At 57.7% G+C, this 20,580-nt stretch carries 25 protein-coding genes, 1 tRNA gene and 1 pseudogene; 19 read left to right on the forward strand and 8 right to left on the reverse strand.

The features are described from left to right. The first annotated feature begins 116 nt into the window (after nt 1–116). From BST95_RS09190 to BST95_RS09230, 10 genes are all read left to right on the forward strand, one after another. Nucleotides 117–737 carry an ATP-dependent zinc protease family protein gene (locus BST95_RS09190; protein WP_229801658.1) on the forward strand — a complete coding sequence of 207 codons (621 nt, stop codon included), beginning with the start codon at nt 117–119 and terminating at the stop codon, nt 735–737. Beyond that, the gene (locus BST95_RS09195; RefSeq protein ID WP_229801657.1) at nt 737–2,257 is read left to right on the forward strand and encodes an inactive transglutaminase family protein; all 1,521 of its coding nucleotides are present in this window, start codon (nt 737–739) and stop codon (nt 2,255–2,257) included. Before BST95_RS09190 ends, BST95_RS09195 begins: the two co-directional genes overlap by 1 nt. After that, on the forward strand, nt 2,254–3,207 hold the full coding sequence (locus tag BST95_RS09200; protein ID WP_084199015.1) for an alpha-L-glutamate ligase-like protein: 954 nt from the start codon (nt 2,254–2,256) through the stop codon (nt 3,205–3,207). The genes BST95_RS09195 and BST95_RS09200 overlap by 4 nt, the downstream gene beginning before the upstream one ends. After that, nucleotides 3,207–3,638 (forward strand): hypothetical protein, encoded by a 432-nt coding sequence (locus BST95_RS09205; RefSeq protein ID WP_084199016.1) that lies wholly within the window; start codon nt 3,207–3,209, stop codon nt 3,636–3,638. The genes BST95_RS09200 and BST95_RS09205 overlap by 1 nt, the downstream gene beginning before the upstream one ends. Nucleotides 3,639–3,678: 40 nt before the next feature. Next, on the forward strand, nt 3,679–4,059 hold the full coding sequence (locus BST95_RS09210; protein ID WP_084199017.1) for a hypothetical protein: 381 nt from the start codon (nt 3,679–3,681) through the stop codon (nt 4,057–4,059). Further along, nucleotides 4,056–4,463, forward strand: coding sequence for a hypothetical protein (locus BST95_RS09215; RefSeq protein ID WP_084199018.1), 408 nt, complete (start codon nt 4,056–4,058; stop codon nt 4,461–4,463). Before BST95_RS09210 ends, BST95_RS09215 begins: the two co-directional genes overlap by 4 nt. A 27-nt stretch (nt 4,464–4,490) precedes the next feature. Next, a complete protein-coding gene (locus tag BST95_RS09220; protein ID WP_084199019.1) occupies nt 4,491–6,263 on the forward strand; it encodes an alkyl sulfatase dimerization domain-containing protein in 1,773 nt (590 codons plus the stop codon). Between the two features lie 158 nt (nt 6,264–6,421). After that, nucleotides 6,422–6,547, forward strand: coding sequence for a hypothetical protein (locus tag BST95_RS20945; protein ID WP_268244993.1), 126 nt, complete (start codon nt 6,422–6,424; stop codon nt 6,545–6,547). Nucleotides 6,548–6,553: 6 nt separating this feature from the next. Next, the gene (locus BST95_RS09225) at nt 6,554–7,558 is read left to right on the forward strand and encodes an acetyl-CoA hydrolase/transferase family protein (RefSeq protein WP_229801723.1); all 1,005 of its coding nucleotides are present in this window, start codon (nt 6,554–6,556) and stop codon (nt 7,556–7,558) included. 80 nt (nt 7,559–7,638) lie between these two features. Further along, nucleotides 7,639–7,715: transfer RNA gene (locus BST95_RS09230), tRNA-Arg, on the forward strand. 107 nt (nt 7,716–7,822) lie between these two features. On the opposite strand, the gene BST95_RS09235 is transcribed toward BST95_RS09230, so the two are convergent. Further along, the gene (locus BST95_RS09235) at nt 7,823–8,407 is read right to left on the reverse strand and encodes a TetR/AcrR family transcriptional regulator (protein ID WP_084199020.1); all 585 of its coding nucleotides are present in this window, start codon (nt 8,405–8,407) and stop codon (nt 7,823–7,825) included. 79 nt (nt 8,408–8,486) lie between these two features. On the opposite strand from BST95_RS09235, the gene BST95_RS09240 reads away from it, so the two are divergent. Both BST95_RS09240 and BST95_RS09245 read left to right on the forward strand, forming a co-directional pair. Continuing rightward, a complete protein-coding gene (locus tag BST95_RS09240; protein WP_084199021.1) occupies nt 8,487–9,116 on the forward strand; it encodes an NAD(P)-dependent oxidoreductase in 630 nt (209 codons plus the stop codon). A gap of 29 nt (nt 9,117–9,145) precedes the next feature. Next, nucleotides 9,146–10,390, forward strand: coding sequence for a serine hydrolase domain-containing protein (locus BST95_RS09245; RefSeq protein WP_084199022.1), 1,245 nt, complete (start codon nt 9,146–9,148; stop codon nt 10,388–10,390). A 58-nt stretch (nt 10,391–10,448) separates the two neighbouring features. Here BST95_RS09245 and BST95_RS19690 read toward each other — a convergent pair whose 3' ends face one another. The 5 genes and pseudogenes from BST95_RS19690 to BST95_RS21350 form a co-directional block, all read right to left on the reverse strand. Beyond that, entirely contained in the window at nt 10,449–10,613 is a 165-nt protein-coding gene (locus BST95_RS19690; RefSeq protein WP_180962018.1) for a hypothetical protein, read from the reverse strand. 21 nt (nt 10,614–10,634) lie between these two features. Continuing rightward, nucleotides 10,635–11,873 (reverse strand): energy transducer TonB, encoded by a 1,239-nt coding sequence (locus BST95_RS09250; protein WP_169843898.1) that lies wholly within the window; start codon nt 11,871–11,873, stop codon nt 10,635–10,637. Between the two features lie 1,084 nt (nt 11,874–12,957). Next, the gene (locus BST95_RS09260; protein ID WP_084199025.1) at nt 12,958–13,755 is read right to left on the reverse strand and encodes an MOSC domain-containing protein; all 798 of its coding nucleotides are present in this window, start codon (nt 13,753–13,755) and stop codon (nt 12,958–12,960) included. Between the two features lie 33 nt (nt 13,756–13,788). After that, nucleotides 13,789–14,196, reverse strand: a complete 408-nt coding sequence (locus BST95_RS09265; protein WP_084199026.1) for a nuclear transport factor 2 family protein — start codon at nt 14,194–14,196, stop codon at nt 13,789–13,791. 8 nt (nt 14,197–14,204) lie between these two features. Beyond that, nucleotides 14,205–14,306 (reverse strand): annotated as a pseudogene (locus tag BST95_RS21350) (hypothetical protein); the annotation flags it as partial. 137 nt (nt 14,307–14,443) lie between these two features. Here BST95_RS21350 and BST95_RS09275 point away from each other — a divergent pair. The 6 genes from BST95_RS09275 to BST95_RS09295 all read left to right on the forward strand — a co-directional run bounded on the left by BST95_RS09275 (nt 14,444) and on the right by BST95_RS09295 (nt 18,468). Then, entirely contained in the window at nt 14,444–14,842 is a 399-nt protein-coding gene (locus tag BST95_RS09275) for an efflux RND transporter permease subunit (RefSeq protein WP_084199027.1), read from the forward strand. Between the two features lie 43 nt (nt 14,843–14,885). Continuing rightward, nucleotides 14,886–15,650, forward strand: coding sequence for a hypothetical protein (locus tag BST95_RS09280; protein ID WP_084199028.1), 765 nt, complete (start codon nt 14,886–14,888; stop codon nt 15,648–15,650). A gap of 231 nt (nt 15,651–15,881) precedes the next feature. Then, nucleotides 15,882–16,769 carry a phytanoyl-CoA dioxygenase family protein gene (locus tag BST95_RS09285; protein WP_084199029.1) on the forward strand — a complete coding sequence of 296 codons (888 nt, stop codon included), beginning with the start codon at nt 15,882–15,884 and terminating at the stop codon, nt 16,767–16,769. Next, nucleotides 16,762–17,295 (forward strand): enoyl-CoA hydratase-related protein, encoded by a 534-nt coding sequence (locus BST95_RS20950; protein WP_205737359.1) that lies wholly within the window; start codon nt 16,762–16,764, stop codon nt 17,293–17,295. The genes BST95_RS09285 and BST95_RS20950 overlap by 8 nt, the downstream gene beginning before the upstream one ends. Beyond that, nucleotides 17,279–17,653, forward strand: a complete 375-nt coding sequence (locus tag BST95_RS20955; protein WP_268244992.1) for an enoyl-CoA hydratase-related protein — start codon at nt 17,279–17,281, stop codon at nt 17,651–17,653. The genes BST95_RS20950 and BST95_RS20955 overlap by 17 nt, the downstream gene beginning before the upstream one ends. Next, on the forward strand, nt 17,653–18,468 hold the full coding sequence (locus BST95_RS09295) for a putative RNA methyltransferase (RefSeq protein WP_066049168.1): 816 nt from the start codon (nt 17,653–17,655) through the stop codon (nt 18,466–18,468). Before BST95_RS20955 ends, BST95_RS09295 begins: the two co-directional genes overlap by 1 nt. Here BST95_RS09295 and BST95_RS19695 read toward each other — a convergent pair. After that, nucleotides 18,465–18,602 carry a hypothetical protein gene (locus BST95_RS19695; RefSeq protein ID WP_157114475.1) on the reverse strand — a complete coding sequence of 46 codons (138 nt, stop codon included), beginning with the start codon at nt 18,600–18,602 and terminating at the stop codon, nt 18,465–18,467. The two genes, BST95_RS09295 and BST95_RS19695, sit on opposite strands and share 4 nt — an antisense overlap. Nucleotides 18,603–18,757: 155 nt before the next feature. On the opposite strand from BST95_RS19695, the gene BST95_RS09300 reads away from it, so the two are divergent. Further along, nucleotides 18,758–19,267, forward strand: a complete 510-nt coding sequence (locus BST95_RS09300) for a DUF4124 domain-containing protein (protein WP_084199031.1) — start codon at nt 18,758–18,760, stop codon at nt 19,265–19,267. On the opposite strand, the gene BST95_RS09305 is transcribed toward BST95_RS09300, so the two are convergent. Further along, a complete protein-coding gene (locus tag BST95_RS09305; protein WP_084199032.1) occupies nt 19,241–20,578 on the reverse strand; it encodes an MFS transporter in 1,338 nt (445 codons plus the stop codon). The genes BST95_RS09300 and BST95_RS09305 overlap by 27 nt on opposite strands. Nucleotides 20,579–20,580 lie beyond the last annotated feature (2 nt).

Here is a 20,580-nt window from a genome sequence, read left to right on the forward strand (position 1 = left end):
CAAAAAGTGGAGATTTCTCGAGATAATTGGCGCCTGGCCCAACGGCTGATTCACGGGTTGTTTTCTGTACTTCCGAAGGGGGATTCATTACCCTTCCGCGCATGAGATTTACAGTCATGTTTTTGGTGCTGATGTTGCTGGGTGGGTGTACGACAGTTGCGCCTGAGCCCGAGGTGGTCAATTGCCCTGAACCCAAAGCCTGTCCGGCCTGTGAGGTACTGCAATGCCCGGATCCCGAGGTCCAGATTGTCGAGAAAATCGTCCAGGTTCCGACACCAGTCATCACCACTGAGCCACCATCGGCGACCACCGCCGGTGATATGCATTTGCCCATTATTGGTGCAGTAGAGTGGGTTGATGTGGAGCCGGCAGGTCTGCGCATGCAGGCGCGCATTGATACCGGCGCCGAAACCACGTCCATTCATGCAGAGCAGGTTCGCCTTGTGGAGAAGGAGGGCAAGCGCTACGTCCGTTTTTCGGTGCCCGACCCCCAGAGCGATGAACTGGTACCCATGGAGTTGCGGCTGCGCCGCCAGGTGTTGATCAAGCAGCATTCAAGGGAGCCTGAGCGGCGCTTCGTGGTGAGGATGTGGCTGACGCTGGGCGACATGCGTTCCCGCGTTGACGTCACCCTGTCGGACCGCCAGGACTTCGAATTTCCGCTACTGGTGGGTCGCAACTTCCTGGTTGATGCGGCCATTGTCGATGTAAGCCGCCGGCATACGCAGGCCATGTAGTGCTTAGCACCCGCGTCAGAATAGAGCTCGTCGCGGCCACCCTGATTCTGGTGGGCGTCGGCCTCATGGTTTACAAGGTTTTCTTTCTCGGATTCCCGCTGCTGCCGGGAGAATATCGCGACGTCTGGACCATTGAGTCCAAAATCAGCTTTCGCCCCGGCGACGGTCCGGTCGAGGCCGACCTGACGCTGCCATCGGAGCTTGCCGGTTGGGTCGTGCTCGACGAACACTTTGCCTCCTCCGGGTTTGGTTTTACCGTGACCCAGGACGAAACACGCCGCGCCACGTGGACCCGCAGCGAGCTGGCTGAACCGGCGACGCTTTACTACAAGTTACAGGCCTATCGGCAAAATCCGCGGGAACTTGAGCAACGCGATGTACCTGCGCTTGCCGTGCCGCTGCTGACGGCCGATCAACGCGCTGCCATGCTGCGTCTTATCGAGGTGCTAGAGGCTAAATCCTCGGACCGCACCAGCTTCACGCAACTCCTGATTCGCGCACTGGATTCACGCACAACCGATCCCGACGGACGCTTTCTGCTCAGCACCTGGGATGAGGATTCCGGCGACGTACTGTTGCTGACTCTGGCGCTGGCGGAAATTCCCGCCACGGCCTTGCGGGGGGTGCGTCTGGAGGATGGCCGTCGCCGTCAGACCCTGAGTACCCTGTTGGAAATCCACGACGGCGAGCGCTGGCAGGTATTTGATCCACGTACCGGGCAGGCTGGCCTGCCCGAGGATTTCTTTATCTGGCAACGCAGCGAAGACGCTGTGCTGAATGTAAGTGGCGCACGCAATTCACGCCTAGAATTTGCCCTGGTGAGTAACAGCCTGCCCTCGCGTTCGGTGCTGGCCATGGAACAGCGTTCCGGACGTTATGCACTGTTAGATTTCTCCATATATGCGCTGCCGGTGGAGCAGCAGGGTGTCTTCAAGGGATTGCTACTGATTCCTGTGGCCGCGCTGGTTGTTGTCATTATGCGATTGCTGGTCGGGGTCAAAACCTCGGGCACATTTATGCCCATACTTATTGCGATTGCGTTTATACAAACTACCCTGTTACTGGGACTGGCGATTTTCCTGGGCCTGGTGGCGGCAGGGCTGTGGATTCGTGGATGGTTGTCGCACATGAATCTATTGCTGGTGTCCCGTATATCCGCTGTGGTCATTGTGGTGATTTTCCTGATGTCCGCGTTGGCGCTGACCAGTTATCGACTGGGCCTGGATCAGGTGCTGTCGGTGACATTTTTCCCGGTGATTATTTTGGCCTGGACGATCGAACGGATGTCTATTCTGTGGGAAGAGGAGGGGCCTCACGAGGTGCTCGTACAGGGCAGTGGTAGTTTGCTCGTGGCCACATTGGCATACCTGGCAATGTCCAATCGGTTGGCGTCACACCTCACATTTAATTTTCCGGAACTGACGCTTACTCTGCTGGGCCTGATTCTGTTACTGGGCAAGTACACTGGATATCGTCTTACTGAGTTGTATCGTTTTCGTGCCATGGGTGACAAGCCGTGAAATGGTTTGCCCGGCCGTCGCGTCTGCGCGCCGCTGGCATGCTCGGTATGAACGAGCGCAATATTGGTTACATCGGTGAGTACAATCCGCGTCGCAACTACCCCCTCGTCGACAACAAACTTTTAACCAAACAGGCTGCGGAGCAGCGTGGCATCCCTGTGCCGGCGCTTTACGGCGTTATTCGCTATCAGCACGAAGTCAATGCAGTGCTCGATGTGCTGGCCGGTCGCGAGGAGTTTGTGATCAAACCCGCACAGGGGAGCGGCGGTAAGGGTATTCTGGTGGTGGTGGGCCGTCGCGGCGATCGTTTTATTAAGTCTTCCGGACGCGAAATCGACGCCGCGGATGTGTGTCGCCATGTCAGCAATATCCTGGCCGGCTTGCACAGCCTTGGCGGCCGCAATGACTGCGCGATGATTGAGGCGCTGATCGATTTTGACCCTGTGTTGGCATCCTACAGCCACGAAGGCGTTCCCGATATTCGGGTGATTGCGTTTAAGGGCGTGCCTGTCATGGCCATGATGCGCTGCGCCACCCATGCCTCTGACGGCAAGGCTAATTTGCACCAGGGAGCCGTGGGGGTAGGCATTGATATCGGCAGTGGCCGCAGTGTCAGGGCGGTACAGAACGACATCCTCATCGATGCGCACCCTGACACTGGCGCCTGCTTTGCCGATCTGGTGATTCCCCATTGGGAGCGGGTGCTCGACCTCGCGGCCAGTTGTGTTGAGATGACCGGGCTGGGCTACCTGGGCGCGGATGTGGTGCTCGATCGTGAATGTGGGCCCATGTTACTGGAACTGAATGCTCGCCCGGGGCTGGCCATTCAAGTGGCCAATCAGACCGGGCTGCGCAATCGATTGACCCTGGCCGCCGCTATTGCCGCCAGGGCCAAAGGGCACGATGAGCGGATTGCCCTGGCGCGTGCGCAGTTTGGGGAGGCCGGCTGATGGAAGCACCGCAGTGGCTGTCCCAAGTGGTGTTCGCTGCAACGGTGTTATCGGTTGGCACGGCCATTGTGGCGCTGGTGGCGGTTCCCTGGGTAGTGCGTAAGCTGCCCGCCGATTATTTTGCCAGGCCACATCGTCGTCATTCCCAGCGAACCCGGGGGGTTGCCGAACACCTGGTGGTTGGAGTGAAGAACCTGATAGGCGCGCTGTTTGTGCTGCTGGGTATTGTGCTGCTGTTCATGCCTGGCCAGGGTCTCCTCACGCTGCTGGTGGGTGTGATGCTGATGAATTTCCCTGGTAAGTACCGGCTTGAGGGCTATATCGTGTCGCAATCCGGTGTGTATGGCGCACTGAACTGGATGCGCCGCAAGCAGAACCTGCCGGATTTTATTCTGCCTGGCAGCGACGACACGGATGCCCCTGGGAAATAGCGTATACTGCACTGGCCTGACGTAATCCGGATGAGAATCAATGATTGGCAAAATGATGTCCCTGGGGTTCGACCTTGCGACCATGCCCGCGCGCTTGACCTGGCGCAGTGCCCGGGCCATGACGATGAACGCAGCCGAATTCCAGCAGTTTTCTGACGAATTGAGAGTCGCCTCTGAAGAGGCGGCGCGCGAGATTCGCGCAGTCATTGCCGGTGTGGATGCCGAGATGACCGCCAAGGCCGGCCACCTGTCGGCAGAGCAAAAGGCACAGGCGGCGGGCCTTGCCCTGGAGGCTGCAGAGCAACACCTGAGCATGGCAGCGGTCAACCTGCTGCGCGCCTTGTGGCTATCGGGGCATGCAGGGCGCGAATTGGCCCAGGAACGCGGCGGTGTTGTCATAGACCAGAAGCCACAATCATGAAGAAAACCCTACTGATCGCTGCACTGTTGGCGAGCACAAGCTCGGCAACTGCCGAGGAAGCGACTTCGCTGCAAAGCGACTGGCTGGAGTTTGTCACAGGACACAAGGGCGATACCTTGGGTGTTGAGCTTATGTCGATTGAGCCCGGCGGCGCCGAGGGTATGCAGAAGGTGACCCTGGCAGTGCCCAAGGACGTGGTCGACGACCCGGACAGCATTGAAGAGGTGGTCGTGGTAGGGCGCAAGCCCGATGAGCCGGAACCCATTGAGTTGCCGGTACAGATTGAATATGAGTGGCTGCGTGACTATGACAACGATAATTACGGCCTCGTCATTCATATCGGTGAGGGTAACTGGCCGATTAGATTGTTCATGAATTCGGCTCCGGGATACACCCGACAGTAAATAGACAGGCTCAGGGAGAGAGCATTTATGCGGATTGCAGCGGTCATCGTATTTCTGGCGGGCCTTGCGTCCGCACTGGTATACGGCCAGGCAGAAGTCTTAGAGGAGCAAAGCCCCTACCATGTTGAACGCAGCTGGCCTGCGTACTTCCAGGAGCACAAAAAGCTGTTCACCGAGAAATCGGGTACCTACCGTGCCGGCGAACACCCGGTGTGGACCGTGCACGTGCCGGGCGGTTGGATCGGCAACAGCACGATTATCGAGGGCGAAGATGGACTGATCGTCTACGATACCAGCGTAAACGTTGAGGCCGGTGAGCACATTGCTCGCGAGATTCGCAAAATTTCCGACAAGCCGATCAAGGCGATTTTCTACTCACATCACCACACCGATCATTACAACGGTACTTCGGCGCTGGTCAGTCAGGCTCAGGTAGACCGCGGAGAGGTGCAGATTTACGCCTGGGAAAACTTCGAGCGTGAGCTCGCGCAGGAGTTTGGGGCCTTCCTGCCGCGCCAGCTCATGGGTGCGTTTTACTATGGTCCCGATCTGTTGGGCAAAGATGAACAGCACTATCACGGCTGTTGTGCGCCGAAGATACTCGGCGGCGCCCCCGGCTATATTCGGCCAACGCATACCATGGACCAGGATATGTCGCTGCAGATCGCCGGTGTGAACCTCGAGGTGATTTATACCGGTGGCGAAGCAATCTCCGAGTTTGGTTTGTACCTGCCGGACATGAATCTCATGATCATGGGCGATGAGTTCTTTTACGCCCTGGCCAACGTTCATTCGATTCGCGGTTCCAAGCCTCGCCTACCGGAAAATTACATTCGCGCCCTGGACAGGGTGAGAGACATTAAACCCGATTGGCTGTTGGGTTCTCACATCATGCCCATGGGTGACGCGGCAGAAATACAGCGTGCCGTCACCGTGAGCCGCGATGCCATTCAGTACATCTGGGATCAATCCATTCGCTATATCAACAAGGGCTATAACGCAGACCAGTTACAACAGCAGTTTCTGGAATTGCCCGCGCACCTTGATCATCCGCCTTACACCCGCCCCATGTACGGCACGCCCTGGATAATCGCTCCCGAGATTTATCACGGCTGGGTCAGCTGGTTTAGCGGCGATGCCACCGATCTGCTGCCCACGGAACCCTTGGAGAAAGCGCGTCGCTACGTGAAACTCATGGGCGGTCGTGAAAAGGTGTTTGCGGAAGCCGAGCGGGCATTTTTTGCTGAAGACTATCAGTTTGCGGCTGAGCTGACGCAGTTGCTGGTGAGGGTCGACAACCTTGATTGGGATGCCAGATACCTGAAGGCAGCTGCGCTGCGCGCGCGGGGTTACGGCGAAATCAATACCATTGCTCGCGCCTGGTATCTCAACGGCGCCAACGAGCTCGAGGGCAAGGTGAATACCCGTATGTTGCTGGGCATGGGTCAGCGCGTTGTCGCAGGTACCTTGCCGCCGGGGGAATTGCTGCAGAGCTGGCGCTACCAGGTCGACGCCGAGAAAGCAGGAGCGACTCGGCTGCAGTTGGGATTTGGATTTCTGAATGAGGATTCGGGCGCCGTGCAGCAGCAGTTCCACGTCACTCTGCGCAACAGTATTCTCGAGGTGGTAGAAGCACCGTTACCCGATGGCTTGCCACGGGTGCGGTTGACCATTGCCCAACTGCGCTCGGTGCTCGCGGGCAAACCGGCCGGTACGGATATTGGTGACGAGGAACGCCTGCAAGAATTACTGGGTTACCTTGATCGCGAGCCCGCTAACTTTTCACTGCATGTTCGATAGGTGATGTCGCCATGGCTCTATTTACCGATACGGCACTTGAGGCAGTCCAGACCATCGGCTCAGGCTAGCATATCTGGTGTCAATCCATAGCCGCGACGCCGACGGTTCTACTTGAAGCCCTGGCCCAGCATGCACTGACACTGAGTGATGTGCAGCTCATGCAGTTGCATCTTGAGCACGCGGAAGAAGTGGCAGCGCCGGCATTGGACGGTCATCTGCGTAATCGTTGTTACTTTGCCGGTAAATCAACCCGACAGCTGATTAACGAGGGCAGGGCAGACTAAGTGCCTATGTTTTTGTCAGAGATTCCCAAGGAGTTTCGCAGCGGTCACCAGCAGGTGGACACGGCACTGATACAGGTTTCCTCGCCGGATCAACATGGCAACTGTTCGCTGGGCATTTCGGTGGAGGCGACCCGGGCCGCCTGCGATGTGGCGGGTAAGATCATTGCACACGTCAATCCTTCCATGCCTCGCACCCATGGCGACAGCTTTATTACCATCCGTGACATTGATTATGCCTACATGGACGACCGCCCATTAATCTCACCGGAGGCGAAGCCGGAATCTGATGTGGAGCGGCGCATCGGCGAGATCGTGGCGGAGCAGGTAAACGATGGAGATTGCCTGCAAATGGGCATCGGAGCGATCCCCAATGCAGCACTGGCCTGTATGGGCGACAAGCGTCACCTGGGTGTGCATACCGAAATGTTTTCCGACGGCGTGGTCGGTCTGATTGAGTCCGGCGTGATTGATAACAGTAACAAGAAGGTCAGCCGCGGCCGCACGGTGACCGGATTCGCCATGGGCAGTGAGCAACTGTACCGGTTTGTAAATGACAATCCTGATGTGGTGTTCCTCGATATCGAGTTTGTGAATAATCCGGTCGTTATCACCAAGAACCCACAGGTGACGTCAATTAACAGCGCGATTCAAATCGATTTGTCGGGTCAGGTCTGCGCCGATTCCATGGGCCACAAAATTTATTCCGGTGTCGGCGGTCAGGTGGATTTTTTATTGGGCGCCACCTTTTCCGAGCACGGCAAGTCCATTATCGCCCTGCCCAGTACCGCCAAGAAGGGCAGCCTCAGCCGTCTCGTGCTGGCGCTGGAGCGGGGCGCCGGGGTGGTGACCACAAGAGCTCAGGTGGACTACGTCGTGACGGAGTGGGGCATCGCCGAGCTGCGTGGCAGATCACTGGCGGAGCGGGTCCGAGACCTGATTAACATCGCCCACCCGGATTTCCGCGAGGAGCTGGCAAGGGAGGCCCGGGACAGCCTAAGGCTGGCGGTATGATGGTTAAAAATTGGACAAAATAATTCACCGCTAAGCGCTTGACTCTAAATAACTTCGTCCCTATAGTACGCCCCCTCAACGCGCCTGTAGCTCAGCTGGATAGAGTACCTGGCTACGAACCAGGCGGTCGCACGTTCGAATCGTGCCAGGCGCGCCATCTACCAAAAAAGGCCACCCAATGGGTGGCCTTTTTTTGTGCTTGGCCGGCGTGTTAGTTCCAGCTAAGTGTGTCCTTTCGAGAGTCCATCTTCGATCTATGCTCTCTCAATCGACCAATGCCTTGCGCACGGTCTGTTGCATCACTTTGATATAACGCGTCTGTGACCAGCCACAGCCGTACCGCAAGTGTTCCCAGTTTTCTACCGACAGTTGGCACCAGAGCAGATCTGTCGCTTCGGATGTGGAGAGTGATTGGGTCAGTGTGCCGTCGCGCTTCAGCGCGGCCACCGCAGCCTCACAGCCATGGCGCACGGCTCCCATTCGGTCCGCCCAGGCAGCCCCGGCTTCATCGTCCTTGGCTTGCATGGCGATCAAGGCGCTGGCCACGCCGTAGATCTCGGGGATGTAGTTGCCCCACGCCTCAACATATGCATTGAGCCGCTCAAGACCCGATGCAGCGCTGCGACTCTTCGCTAGTCGCTTATCGATGTCCTTAACTTGATCGATGTAACGTGTAGTCGCAATCAACAATTCCGCCCGGGTTGGAAAGTGCAGGTAGACAGCCTGTCGACTGATGCCTGTGCGCTTCGCGATATCGCTCATGCGCACAGCGCTTGCGTGGCTCTCGGCCAGCAGCGTCCAGGCGCTCTCAAGAATGCGTTCGCGGGTTTCGAGGTTTTTGCTTGACATGGTGTCAATTTACCACTAATTTACACGGCGTCAACTTGACACGATGTCAAGTCATTGTCAGTTTGTCGAGGAGAGCACCATGAAAGTGATTGTTTTTGGCGCAACAGGTAGTGTGGGCCGTCTGGCGGTAGAGAGCTTGCTGGCGGATGGGCATGAAGTGACGGCCTTTGCGCGTCGTCCCAATGCGTTAGAAGTCGCGCATCCGCAGTTGTACCGGCTGGCAGGTGATGCACTCGACTTTGAGGATGTCTGTAGTGCTGTCGAAGGCCACGATGCTGTGGTCGTCACCCTGGGGGGCGGAGCATCTCGCAAAAGCGTTGTGCGCTCCAAGGGGACCGAGCTTATCGTGAGGGCGATGCAACATCACGGCGTCGAGCGCTTGATTTGTCAGTCGACACTGGGCGCGGGTGAGAGCTGGAACAACCTGAACTTTTTCTGGAAGAGGGTGATGTTCGGCGTGTTGCTCCGCAGCGTGTTCCTGGATCACGAACGACAGGAGCAACTGGTCCGCGTAAGCGGACTGGACTGGACCATCGTGCGCCCCGGTGCATTTACGGATGCCCCGGCCGACGGCAATTTCAAGGTGGATATTCCATCGGAAGAGCGCGGTTTAAGGCTCAAAATTTCCCGCGCCGACATCGCCGGTTTCCTCGCTGCTTGTGTGCGCGATAATACCTTCGTGCACCGGGCAGTCGGCATCAGCCATTAATCGCGTCAGTATTTACGGAGCAGACAACAATGTTGAAAGTCATAGCTACCACCGCACTGGCGGTCATCGCATGGCTGGCCTTTGTCGCTTACTCAGCCTTTAGTGGATTGTGGATGAATCCTGTCGTGGCGGAAGAGGATACCCGGGCGTTCTTCGATTACGCCGTAGAGACGATTGGGGACACCAACCGCGGTGCGACGTCGCTAGTGATGATTGAGCGCGGTGCCATCGTGCACGAATTTCACGCTGGGCCAGAGGGCGATGTCGATCGCGACACAGTCTTTGCTGCAGCCTCAATGAGTAAATGGCTCGCCGCTTACGCCATGATGGCCCTGGTGGCCGATGGCCGCGCAGATCTCGACGCCCCGGTCGGGAACTACCTGACTCGCTGGCAGTTGCCTGCCAGTGAATTCGCGAACGAAGCTGTCACTATTCGCCGCTTGCTCAGTCACACTGCCGGGTTTACCGACGGTCTCGGGTTCGGCGACTATACCGCCGACGAGACCCTGCCAGAACTCGAGGATGAACTGAGCAACCCGCGCGCGTCCACTGGCGAGCCGGTGCAAATCCGGGTCAACATTGAGCCTGGCACTGAGTGGAATTACTCCGGCGGGAGTTATCTATTGCTCGAGTTATTGGTGGAAGAGGTCTCCGGTCAGTCATTTGAAGACTTTGTGCAGGCAACCGTGCTGGATCCGCTTGAAATGACCCGCTCGGGCTACCGAGCCATTGATACCTACACCAATAGTGCCGGATCCCTGGACACGGATGGCGCCAGACAAGTGGGTTTCCAGTATGCATCGAGCGCCGCCACCGGCATGGTGACGTCCAGTGCAGACATGGCGAAATTCGTCCTGGCGCACATTGGTTCCACGGCGGCGAGCGCGCCACTCAGTCCTGAATTCGCAAAATCGATGCGCGCTCCCCTCGGTCGCAGCTTGGGGTTTGATATCTGGGGGCTGGGAACCATCCTGTATGCACCTACGGGTAATGGTGATTTCATTTTCGGCCACGATGGCGCGAACGACCCGGCGATCAACACAGCGGCGAGGTTGAATCCTGAGAGCGGCGACGCATTGGTTATCCTGGTGTCCGGGCAGTCCTCTCTGGCCACAACTCTGGGTTCGGACTGGGTGTTCTGGCAGTCCGGCTATCCTGACCTTTTTGCGACGGACGCTGTATTCGGGAGTATGATGGTGCCCGCGTTGTCAGGTACTGCTGTGATTCTCGCAGTAGCAGTGGTGCTCGGTCTGCGGACTAGGCGCAAGGCTTGAACTGTATCCAAAGTGTCGCCGTGTAGTGCAGAAAAAGTTTTAGCAAACGCGCCGCTGTTTATAGACGCCGATAGGCAGGGTGATCTCCCAGCATGACGTTGAACACGTTCACCATAAAGCCGCTGCTCTGTAATTCTTCGAGGCCGTTGTTGAATTCGTGCGACACCTTGCTGGGTATGACCGTGTTTGGTGGCACCATCATGGCAGCCACCGTCGGCATCAAGATCCATTTCTAGGTTTGCACCTACCGGTTGTCCCGAATCGCGAAGTTGATAGGGATTGGCAACTCGTAGCTGCCGCCCCCAGCGGTAGCGAATTCTTCCAGCGCCACTCTGGAAAGCTGGGGAAAGGGGGCGGCTTTCTCAACGGCTCTAACGGCCGCCCGGTCGAGCATGGGATAGCCTGATGAGTTTTCTATAAAGGTGTCGAAGAGTGTGCCATCGGCACTGACTGAAGCCACGATGGATACCTCGCCCTGCAGTTGTCGTTTGAGTGCGCGCCGGGGGTATTCGACATTAGTGAATACTTTCTGCACGGTGAGTGCCATGTAGTCGCTGAGCTCCCGCTGATATTCGCGGTCGTCCGACACTCTTTCGGCGCTGTCAGCGGAGGTACTCGGTTCCAGCTCTGTCGTAATTGTTTGGTTGGCTGATGTTGCCCGTGTGACTTCGACAGTTGGCTTGGCCTGGGAAGTGTCGAATTGCGCGGACGTGACTATCACAGGCTCAATTGGCGTGCCGACCGGCGATAGCGCTGGCGCAGGCATCGACACAGGGACTGCGCGCTCTGGTTCCGGCTCAGGTATAGAGGCCGCGGGAGGCTCTATGATTAGATCGAACTTAACTCCCGATGTTGTGTCGGTTTGAACGATGGCCTCTGCTAAGTTGAGTTTCGATTCGTCTGTGTCCTTGCGACTGCTCGACCCAGTTTTCCCCCAGGCGGCAACCGTCTCTACTCTCTCCGCACTGGGGAGTAGAGCATCGAAGCGCTCTGCGAGGGCGGCATCCATCTCGTTAGCCAACAGCCGATCACGCAACAGGCTGGAAGCGTTGCTTCCCAGCCAACCCTGGACAAAGAAATCGAAGGTCTCGGTCCCCGTCGCGACGAGCAGTGATGTGCCGTTAAGCGCGAATTGCGTATTGCCTTCGTCGTCACGTCGTATAACGATGCTGTCACCGCGCAGAAAGGAGCCTTGGACGCGTGCTTTTATCTGCTCAATCACTTCAATGACGGTGCCCGGTGTGCGCTGCTCAGAGCCCATTTCAGCCTGAAGCAACAGCGTTCCAAAGTAGCCTCGGGTAGAGATTCGACGTGTTTCGATCCTGTATTCCATGGCCATGGCGCTGTCTGAATCCGCACTCGGAGTTACCCCTCTAGAGCTGAATAGTCCCGCCAGGTAAATATCCCGCGCAGTGTCGGTATAGACAGACAGGCCGCTGAGGACCAGTGAATCCTGGGCTCTGGAAGCCGATGTCAGGAGCAAGAGTAAACAAAATACAAGTAGGCCGAATGCTCGCATGCGACGCATGGGGTTTACCTCATGATGGAGATAGAAAATTTGCTCTATTCAGTAATCTGATAAGATCATGAGATTTGTTGGTTACAATTACGTGAAGTTTTAGTAGCCATTTTTTTTGAGAGAGCGTCGGTCGGATCACATCCTCGGCTTATGGCCATCAATGGCGGGATGCTCACAGATGACCTTAAGAAAGTACTGTGATTACATCCTCTGAATTTATGCGGTCGTCGCTGTAAGACCCGCTCCAACAATTGCGGGCACGCTTGGCGGAGAGCGACTATCTGCTATTAAAACGTGCCGGAGCATTGCATCGGCTTGTTGGCAGATATCCTCAAGGTCTGAAAACCCCATTGCAGTTGAGACGCGGCCCGTGCACTGCGACTGATTGGTGAGCCAATTTCTAAAAGACGGTTACCTGAGATGAGATCTACCCGGCGGTCTCGATACTCAAATATTTTCAGCGTTTTTTTACCAACACTGGATGCTCGACATCATGTTACGGGTGGCAGGCCCCGAGTTATTTGTCTATCCGGTGAAGATGGCCCGCATCGCCACGCCGTGCACCCGCGCCTCGGCTTCAGGGTGCCGGGAATCATTTGGGAGTCCATTTACAAGCATTGGCACGGTGACGACGGCAAGCATCACGGCCGATACTGCCCCGATAGCTTTGGCCAAGCGATATTTGCCGTGATCGCCAATGGCTGCATCAGTGGCACTCAATAGTTCCATCTACCCGGTTAATGATCGCGTCGCGACCATTACGTTCAATCGCCCTGAGAGATTCAACGCCATCACCTTAGAGCTGGCTCGTGAACTGCCGCGCGCGATATATGTGGCAGCAGCTGATGCCGATGTCCCTCTCATTGTTATGCAGGGGTCGGCGAGGGATGCTGCGGCGGTTACCATGTGCAGGAGCGCGCAGATACACATGAGGAGCACCCTTGAGGACAGGATGAAATGCGCCCGCACTAGAAGGCTGATTTTCAGGCCATGTGGGAGTGCCCTCAGCAGATGGTGAAACACCCGGCGCGGTTTTAAAGGTAGGGGCTCAGCGAGCCTCCAACACCTCCACTGCATCCCCCACGGCAATCTCCCCGCCCGACGCATAGACCAGATTCTGCCCAAAATAGACCTGCCGATCAGCACCGCGACGATAACTGGCAAGCGCGCGCAGTATCTCCGGGTGTTTTTCACCCGTCATTTGATCCAGTGACGGCACTGCGCAGCGCGAGCAGGGTTTGGCGAGATCGAACTCAACGGATCCTATGCGAATGCGCCGCCACTCGTCTTCGGCGTGTGCTTCACAGCCCGCTACGACCAGATTGGGGCGAAATCGATCCAGCGTTACGGGCTGGGTCAGGCGGCTGTTCAATGTCTCCAGTGACGCAGCAGACACCAGGAGCAGCGGAAAGCCATCGGCAAAGCTGACCGTTTCACCACGGTGGGCGTACTCGGTATCGACGCGGCGCTGACATTCCTCGCCCATATAAACCAGCCTCAGGCTGCGACCAAATTGCTCGCTAAGCCATTGCGCAGCTTCATCACCTGCGTCACATGCCGTTACCTCGTCACTCCAGATGCTGACGCGGGCAGTGTGACCGGGTGCAGGTGCAGGCACGGCCAATGAATGCCCGTCGATACTGAGCTTGATGCCTGAATCATGCGGTACTGCACTGAGGCGTGCTATGGAGGGTTCATCGCGCTGAGAAATAAAGCGTCCCTGGCCATCGGTCAGCATCCAGCGACGGTCACCGCGGGGACCGAACCGATCGAGAGACATGTGATCGCGCGCTAAACCGCGGCCGGATTTCAGTGGGTAGATATGCAGGGACTGGATACGATACATGGTGGTGCTCAGTGCGGTCTGTTGTGGGTGCGTTTACAGAGGGCGGTAGGCCTCGTGTCCGGGTTTGAGGATATTGAGGACATTCACGGCGAATCCGCTTGTCACGAGTTCTTCCAACCCATTGTCGAATTCCCTGGCCCCATCGGCAATGTAACGCCTTTTGATGATGCGCCATTCGTCGTCGCGTTTTTCCAATTCATCCAGATAGCGGCCGCCGATCAGGCGGCAGGCCAGGCGACCATCTTGCTCGAGGTTTGAGGCCGATGCCAGTCCATAGCACACGGCGTGGGCGCGTTGCCCGTCAATGCTGACCATGCCCCCGCTACAGGCGTGCCAGCGGTGGATGGAGTCCTGCTCAATCTGCATGACCAGTGGCACCCAGTCCTCGGCACCGCCGTCGTAGATGCCTCTGCATCGGGCCAGTAGCAGGAGGCCTGCCATTCGGTGTCCAGCCTGTCCAGGATGCGGCAGTAGCGCCGGATAGCGTCTTCGCAAGCTCTTTTGTCCAGGAGTTGCTGCATTTGCGATTCAAGTTCCGGGGTCATGGTCATTGCTCTTTAGGGTTGTAATCTGACTCGTGGTGGCAGCGCGGTCTCAGACTGGCCGTTTGTCTGAATGGCCATTGTGAGTCGTTTCTTATGCTGTTGTCACCACCGGGCTAGTTACCGATTGCCGTCTATACTTTTCTATACCGACTGCCAATATCGTTGCGGTGGTAACCTTGGTGATCAGCCAGGAGCTTTTAAGTATGTCCCGGCAAACTGGCATGGTGCTTCTGGTCGGGGTCGCCTCGAAAACCGTCATTATGATTGTGGAGTTTGGCAAACAGTTGCGCGAGGCAGAGCAGATGGATCTACTGGAAGCGACGGTAGAAGCTATAAAGCTGCACTTCAGGCCGGTGATGATGACGGGGTTGTCTTTCGTTGTGGGTGCGTACCCACTGACGGATTGCATCCGGGGCAGGCGCTGCCAGTCGCATCTCGCTGGGGCTTGTCGTATTTGGTGGCGCCATCATGGCTGCTATTGGTGGCACGACTCTCGTGCCGGTATTTTTCAAATTGTTCCAGGGCCTGCGCGAAGTGATTAATTGCGGGTCAATAACACCCCTGAGTAATTGGGAGAATTGAGATATGCAAGAATTTCGCAAGCAAATGGCTCTAGTGGTCGGATTGGGATGTCTGTCAGATTTGGCTGCAGCAAGCGAGAATTGGGAGTTTATGGTCGAGCCCTACATGCTCGCTACGAGTATTGGCGGTGATGCCGCCATTGGGCGGTTCGGTGAGGTCGATGTGGATGTCGATTTCGATACCATTCTCGACAATCTCGATGCGGCCCTGCTGGTTCATGCGGAAGCGGTACACAACAGCGGCTGGGGTATCTGGTTTGACTACGGGCTGATGGATCTTAAGGGCGATACCCGGACCGTCAGAGACGGGCGCCTGGACGTCCGGGTGAAACAAGCTGTGACTGAGCTGGCCGCGATTTACCGCATTCCGCTCGACCCCAATGGTGAGACCTGGGATATCATTTTTGGCGCCCGGCACTGGGAGAATGAGCTGCGGTTGAAGGTCGCTCCACCGGCGGGGCCCGTGGATCAATTCACACTGCGCACGGAACCAGGTTGGACCGACGCCTTTGTGGGCGGGCGTTATCGCACACCGTTGAACGAAGATTGGTCGTTTTATGTCTATGGGGATATCGGCGCTGGCGAGGCGGATTTTACCGGTGCGGCGCGTCTGGGTGTGGAGTATGCATTTAACAATACCTGGGAGATCGATCTGGCCTACAAGGGTCTCTGGGTCGATTATGAAGAAGGGCGCCAGCGTCAGGCAGGCCATTTTATTTACGATACCCTGACCCACGGGCCGATCGTAGGGCTCAAGATTCATTTCTAGTCCATTCAGTTCGTCGATGGTGACCGCCTGCAGACGCAGTTGAACGTCGTCGGTTGCGCCTTTGTAACGGCAGGATGCGGCTAGGGCACAACCGGTCATGGCCACTTCGCGGTACAATCCCTCGCCATTAGTTGGCGCGGGTTTAATCTTTTCTGCATACAGATTCGCGTCACGCTCCGACCCGGCGCCTGACAGTGATAGGATGCCGGTGTACGAAACCAAGGAAAAACTGTGACAACGGCATCAGATTTTACCCAGTCCTCTCTGGGAGACCCTCTCGAAGTATTGCAGAAACGCATGGCCGACGAGGGCTACCTGTTTCTGAAGCAGGCAGTGGCTGCCAAGCATTGCAACAGGCTACTGGCCGATATCCTGGCGGTAGCAGCGCCGTACGTGGAAGGTGAGGCGGGTAGACAGGCGCCGCGCCTAGTGGGAGAGCCCTTTTATGAAACGGATGCTATCTGGGACCAGATTTATCCCCGCATCCAGAAGCTGGAATCCTTCCACCGCTTTTTTCACCAGCGCTGGATGAACGATATCATGGCGCGGGTCGTCGGCCCCGAGGTGTTTGTCTACCCAGTGAAAATGGCGCGCATGGCGACACCGCGCATGCGTGGCTACGAGACACCTCCGCATCAGGATGCCTACTCCCATCACGCGCCGCCGACCATGGCAGGCGTCTGGGTGGCGCTGCACGACATCGATTCCACCATGGGGCGGGTCAAGGTGTTGCCGGGGTCCCACAAGCATGGGGTCCGTGAAGTATTTGAGGCTCAGGGCGTGGGCGGTGTGCAGTGCGAAATTTTTGCAGACGAGACTCATTGGCATGTCTCTGATTTCCAGCAGGGCGATGTCCTGATATTCAATTCCTGTACGGTGCACCGGGCAGAACCCAATACCAATGAAGACGCTGTACGCATTAGCGTAGACACACGTTTTTGTGATTACGGCGCGCCGGTATTTGCCACGAACCTGCATCCGCATCACGGCTTCCGGGTCCCGGAGATAAACTGGGAGTCCATTTACGAGCATTGGCAGGACGACGCGGACAAGTACTACTGGCGCGACTATCCGAACAGTTTCGGGCACGAAATCTTTGAGGAGATCGCCAATGCCTGAACCCCCGCAGTTTCAGTGCTTTCTCTACGACGTCAGTGATCGTGTTTCCATTATTACCTTTAATCGCCCCGAGCGGTTGAACGCGATTACCTTCGAGCTTGCCAGGGAGTTGCCCCGCGTTATCGATACCGCCGAGGCAGACCCCAGCGTTCATGTCATTGTATTGCAGGGCGCAGGAAAGGGTTTCTGCGGGGGCTATGACTTGCAGGAGTACGCCGAGGCGCATGCCGAACATCCCTGTGGCCAGGATGAAATGCCCTGGGACCAGACGGCCGATTTCCAGGCCATGTGGGAGTGCACCCAGCACGTCATGAGTATCTGGCGCTGTAACAAGCCGGTTATCGGCAAGATTCACGGTGCAGCGGCAGCGGGTGGTAGCGATATCGCATTGTGCTGTGACCCGTTGGTTATGGCCGACGACGCCCGTATCGGTTATCCGCCGAGCCGCGTGGGGTATTCCAACCACCATGATGTGGGTTTATCGGCTGGTTATCGAACAGGCCAAGCGCATGCTGTTCACAGGTGACCCGGTGACCGGAAAGGACGCTGAAGCTATGGGCCTGGTCCATCAGGCGGTGCCAGCGGATCAATTGGATGCCGCGGTACAGGCGCTTTGCGATCGGATTAAAGGCGTGCCGCGCAATCAGCTGATGATGAGCAAAATGGTGGTTAATCAAGCGTACGAGAGCATGGGCATGACCAACCCCCAGCGCTTTGCGACCTTGTTTGATGGCTTTGCCCGTCACTCGCCGGAAGGCAAATGGTTTGAAGAGCGGGCCCGCGAGGTCGGCTATAAGCAAGCCGTGGCGGAGCGTGATTCCGGCGACCCCCTCGCCGAGGGACGCAGCAAGTACTTCAGTCAGTTCGATATCCGGTGGGCCTGATGACGGGTTGGAATTGTCCACATTGCGCCCAGACTTTGCACAAGCACGAGCGCACGTATCGCTGTGAGGCGGGCCACTGCTTTGACGAAGCCAGGGAGGGGTATGTGAATCTTCTCCCGGCCAATCGCAAGCGCAGCCGTGAGCCCGGCGATAATCGCGAGATGATCGAGGCGCGCAAACGGGTGCATGCTGCCGAGGTTTACCGCCCCCTGGCGCAGGAAATTGCGGTGCGCCTGGCCGAATGGTTACCAGCGTCGCCCCGGGTACTCGATCTGGGCTGTGGTGAGGGCTATTACAGTGGCGTGTTGCTGCAACGCCTGGCGGACATGTCATTGTGGGGCATTGATATCGCCAAGCCTGCGGTGCGATTAGCTGCCAAGGCTCACCATCGGGGAAAGTTTGCCGTGGCCAGTGCGTTCGCTGTGCCGCTGCCTGATGCAAGTCTCGATGGCGTATTTACCGTATTTGCGCCGGCCAGCGATGCCGAGTTGGCCAGATTGTTGCCGCCCGGTGGCCTGTATCTGAACGTCTGCCCGGCTGCGGGGCATTTGTGGGAGCTGCGACAGCAGCTCTATGCCCAGCCTCGCCCACACCGCGAGGAGGTCGCTGCACTGCCTGGGCTGGTGTTGGAATCCCAGGACAGCGTGGAGTTTGCGGTTACGCTCGCGCCTGAATTATTGGAAGACCTGGTGGCTATGACCCCTTATGCCTACGGGGGAGAGCGTGAAAGCAAGGCCCAGCTCAGTGCACTGGGTGAATTCAAGGTGCAGATGGCGTTTCTATTGCAACGCTATCGCCGGGAAAAGGTGGCCTAGAGTAGCAAGCTGCTCAGGCCGATAACCGCCGCCACTGCAAGGGTCAGGGTGGCAAGTTCACCGGTGGATGCGCCGTGGCGCAGGCCGGTGTCGGTGCGGGCCGAATCAATTCGGTTGGAAGACGATGTTTCCATAAATCTGAGTCTAGTCAGCCTTGTCGCTGGCGCCAGTGGCGGACGTCAAAACTGTGACCGGGGCCAAGACTTTTTGCGATTGCCTGTGATGAACCTCACACTCTAGGTGTGGTCACAGGGCTGTGGGCTATACTTGGCCGAGGGAGGAATTCGCGATGAAACGCCTGCTTGCAGTGACCTGCCTGATGACGGCATCTCTGGCCTTCGCCCAGACATCCACCGTGTATAAGACCGTGGACGAGCACGGAGCGGTCAGCTTTTCAGATACACCACCCGGTGGCGATGAGGCGGTGGAAACACTGGTGGTAGACAGCCCTGTGGCGCAGTCTGACGGTGTCTATGAGGAAAACCTGGAAGCCATGCGCGAGACCACGGATCGCCTCGCGGAAGACCGCATGGCCCGGGAGAAACACCGGGCCGAGATGCGCGAGCTGGCGGCCCGAACCGATGCCTATAGCGAACCACAAACGGTCGAGTACGACATTTACAATCCGGTTTACACGGGGGGCTACTACCGGCGACACCACTATCGGCCCATTTACCGCCCCGGTCACCCGGAACACCCCATTGTCAGGCCACCGCTACGGCCGCGGCCACCCCAGGTGCAGCCGCAGCGGCCTACGCATCACAATTCTCAGTTAATGCGCCCCATTACTACCCGTTGAGCGGGCGGTATAGGCGAGCGCTGCGCTGCGCCCTCGCGCTTCGCGGACACCGAGCAGCAGTGCCAGTCCCACTAGGAAAAAGGCCAGGGTGCTGAGCATCGACAACTGGTGGTCGCCGCCGCCAATACGGGTGATTATGCCGTAGCTGATGGGGCCCACAATGGCTGCCGCACGATTGGCCAGTCCCCACAGACCGAACATTTCGCCATTGTGCTGGGCGGGCGTCAGCTGGCCTACCAGTGCGCGTCCTCCCGCCTGGGTGGCGCCCATGGCCAGGCCGATTAGGTTCCCCGCCAGCCACAGGAGTGCCTCACTGTCACCGCGCATGGCCACCAGAATAGCGACGATCCACAATAGCAGTGCACCCGCCAGGCTGGGCACCGAACCGAGCCGATCCTGGACAAAGCCGAAAACGACAGCACCCAGTGCCGCCGTAAAGTTAACGACCATGATAAGTACGATCAAACGCTGGCTGCTGAAGCCCATAACCTCCTGGGCGTAAATGGCGGCGACCACAACCACAGTGGAGACGCCGGCCTGGAAGAAAATGATGCACAGCAGGAAGCGGAACAGGTCAGGTAGATGGGCGGCGTGACGCAGCGTGTCGGCCACCTGGGCAAAGGCGGCACGCACGTAAGATTGGCTGGCCTCGGCACGGGGTCGGGCTCGCTCCCTCAGCCATACGAACGTCGGTGCCGCGGTCACCGCAAATATCACCGCGGTTAAAAGTAAGGTGACGGGCACGTATTGTTCCGCGCCTTGCTCCTGGGCTGTGGCGTGGTTGATATACCCAAGGCAGCAGCCGAGCGTGAGCAGGCCGCCGAAGTAGCCCAGCCCCCAGCCATAGCCTGATATGCGTCCCATGTTTTCGCTGCTGGCGATCTCCGGAAGAAAAGCCGCGATCAGACTTTCGCCCAGCGAAAAGGCGATATAGGAAATAATCAAAATCGTCAGGGCCAAGGGGGCCTCACCCGGGCCCGCCAGTGCCAGACCCGCGGTGCCGAGTACGCAGGCAACTGAGGAGTACAGCAGATAGCGTTTCTTGCTCGCCCGCACATCCGCCATGGCGCCGATAACCGGGCTTGACACCAGCACTATCAGGTTTGCCGCTGCAATGCCCAATGTCCAGAGCAGGGTGGCGGTGCCGGGGTTGGCGGTGTCGAGATCCGCGGCAACCACCGCCACAAAAAAGGCGCTGTAGATGGTGGTGAGCACCACAGTGGTGTAGCCTGAGTTGGCAAAATCATAAAAGGCCCATGCGAGCACTTCGCGCGTGCCGGCAGGCCTTGCCTGGGTGGTTGGGTCATCCATGG

It is taken from the genome of Halioglobus japonicus, assembly GCF_001983995.1.
Taxonomy (GTDB): Bacteria; Pseudomonadota; Gammaproteobacteria; order Pseudomonadales; family Halieaceae; genus Halioglobus; species Halioglobus japonicus.

What these genes read in the sequence shown, in the direction of transcription:
- BST95_RS09190 (WP_229801658.1), top strand. Translation starts at nt 117, where the DNA reads ATGTTTTTGGTGCTGATGTTGCTGGGTGGGTGTACGACAGTTGCGCCT.
- BST95_RS09205 (WP_084199016.1), top strand. Translation starts at nt 3,207, where the DNA reads ATGGAAGCACCGCAGTGGCTGTCCCAAGTGGTGTTCGCTGCAACGGTG.
- BST95_RS09210 (WP_084199017.1), top strand. Translation starts at nt 3,679, where the DNA reads ATGATTGGCAAAATGATGTCCCTGGGGTTCGACCTTGCGACCATGCCC.
- BST95_RS09215 (WP_084199018.1), top strand. Translation starts at nt 4,056, where the DNA reads ATGAAGAAAACCCTACTGATCGCTGCACTGTTGGCGAGCACAAGCTCG.
- BST95_RS09220 (WP_084199019.1), top strand. Translation starts at nt 4,491, where the DNA reads ATGCGGATTGCAGCGGTCATCGTATTTCTGGCGGGCCTTGCGTCCGCA.
- BST95_RS20945 (WP_268244993.1), top strand. Translation starts at nt 6,422, where the DNA reads ATGCAGTTGCATCTTGAGCACGCGGAAGAAGTGGCAGCGCCGGCATTG.
- BST95_RS09225 (WP_229801723.1), top strand. Translation starts at nt 6,554, where the DNA reads ATGTTTTTGTCAGAGATTCCCAAGGAGTTTCGCAGCGGTCACCAGCAG.
- BST95_RS09235 (WP_084199020.1), bottom strand. Translation starts at nt 8,407, where the DNA reads ATGTCAAGCAAAAACCTCGAAACCCGCGAACGCATTCTTGAGAGCGCC.
- BST95_RS09240 (WP_084199021.1), top strand. Translation starts at nt 8,487, where the DNA reads ATGAAAGTGATTGTTTTTGGCGCAACAGGTAGTGTGGGCCGTCTGGCG.
- BST95_RS09245 (WP_084199022.1), top strand. Translation starts at nt 9,146, where the DNA reads ATGTTGAAAGTCATAGCTACCACCGCACTGGCGGTCATCGCATGGCTG.
- BST95_RS09260 (WP_084199025.1), bottom strand. Translation starts at nt 13,755, where the DNA reads ATGTATCGTATCCAGTCCCTGCATATCTACCCACTGAAATCCGGCCGC.
- BST95_RS09265 (WP_084199026.1), bottom strand. Translation starts at nt 14,196, where the DNA reads ATGGCAGGCCTCCTGCTACTGGCCCGATGCAGAGGCATCTACGACGGC.
- BST95_RS09280 (WP_084199028.1), top strand. Translation starts at nt 14,886, where the DNA reads ATGCAAGAATTTCGCAAGCAAATGGCTCTAGTGGTCGGATTGGGATGT.
- BST95_RS20950 (WP_205737359.1), top strand. Translation starts at nt 16,762, where the DNA reads ATGCCTGAACCCCCGCAGTTTCAGTGCTTTCTCTACGACGTCAGTGAT.
- BST95_RS20955 (WP_268244992.1), top strand. Translation starts at nt 17,279, where the DNA reads ATGCTGTTCACAGGTGACCCGGTGACCGGAAAGGACGCTGAAGCTATG.
- BST95_RS09295 (WP_066049168.1), top strand. Translation starts at nt 17,653, where the DNA reads ATGACGGGTTGGAATTGTCCACATTGCGCCCAGACTTTGCACAAGCAC.
- BST95_RS19695 (WP_157114475.1), bottom strand. Translation starts at nt 18,602, where the DNA reads ATGGAAACATCGTCTTCCAACCGAATTGATTCGGCCCGCACCGACACC.
- BST95_RS09300 (WP_084199031.1), top strand. Translation starts at nt 18,758, where the DNA reads ATGAAACGCCTGCTTGCAGTGACCTGCCTGATGACGGCATCTCTGGCC.
- BST95_RS09305 (WP_084199032.1), bottom strand. Translation starts at nt 20,578, where the DNA reads ATGGATGACCCAACCACCCAGGCAAGGCCTGCCGGCACGCGCGAAGTG.